The following is a 1,209-nucleotide window of genomic DNA, read 5'->3' on the forward strand; positions in this document are numbered from 1 at the left end:
GCCACCCGGCGCCGGCGGCGCAGCCACGTCCCGTACGCGTGCAGCAGCCGCCCCCGCTCGAACGGCCACCCGGCCAGCTCCGGCTCGGCGAGGGCCCGCTCGAAGGCGGCGTCGTCGTCGGCCAGCACCGCGGTGCAGTAGGCGAGCCCCACCCCCAGCACCGGTGAGCAGGTGACGTCCCGCACCGGGCTCAGCTCGGCGACCAGGGCGCGCAGCTCGTCCGTCCGTCCGCTGCCGACGGCGGCCTCGGCCAGGTGCGCGAGGGCCCAGAAGCGCAGCACCGGGTGGTACGGCAGCTCGGCGGGATCGGCGATCCGGCGCAGATGCTCGTACGCGGCGGCGTAGTTGCTCCCGGCCAGTGCCTCGACGCCCCGGACGAGCTGCACCAACGCCAGCATCGGGTGGGCGCCGATGGGCAGCAGCGCCTCCTCACCGGCGTCGGCCAGCGCGCGGGCGGTCTCGCCGTTACCGCGCAACGCCTCGGCCAGGGCGCGGGACAGGTCGGCGGTCAGGGCCCACCGGGGCTGGCCGGTCTCCAGCGCCAGCGCCCGGGCCTCGGTCGCCGCGGCGATGGCCAGCCGTACGTCGCCGAGCTGGGCGGCCATCGTGGCCTGACCGTGCAGGGCCTGGGTGAGGGTGCCCATCCGGCCCTGGGCGCGCAGCCCGGCCACGGACGCGGCGGCGAAGACGAGCGACAGCGGCAGCGCCCCGACCGCCGACGCGCCCATCGCGAGCAGTTCCAGCTCCTCGGGATTGCCGGACAGGTGGGTCCCGAGCTGCTCGATCCGCCGCAGTGCCAGGGCGCCCTGCTCGATCGGCGCCACCAGGGCGAGCACCGAGACCAGGCGGGGATCCAGCGGTGCCGCGTCGAGCCGGTCCAGCGCGCCGACGATCAAGTCGCGGGTGGCCCGGTCCGGGTTGGACCACCAGCAGCGCAGGCTCACGGTGACCATCGAGTCCAGGGCGGCGGTGGTGTCGCCGTCCTTGCGCATCCGGTCGATGATCTCCACGAACGCCGGCATCCGGCTGGCCCCGGACCAGCCCGCGGTCAGGAAGATCTCGCGCATCCAGGCGAACCGGGCCTCCTCGGCGCCCAGCAGCGTCCGGCTCTCCAGCCCGCGCAGCAGCCGCAGCACCGTGTCGATGTCGCCCAGCTCGTGGGCCGCCTCGGCCGCCGCCAGCAACCGGCTCGCCTGCTCCTGCGGCTGC

The 1,209-nt window shown here is 76.0% G+C and carries 1 pseudogene; it reads right to left on the bottom strand.

What is annotated here, in order from left to right:
* Positions 1–1,209: pseudogene (locus AB0C29_RS49345) on the bottom strand (LuxR family transcriptional regulator); the annotation flags it as partial.

The sequence above is a fragment of the Actinoplanes sp. NPDC048791 genome (genome assembly GCF_040650095.1).
Lineage (GTDB): Bacteria > Actinomycetota > Actinomycetes > Mycobacteriales > Micromonosporaceae > Actinoplanes.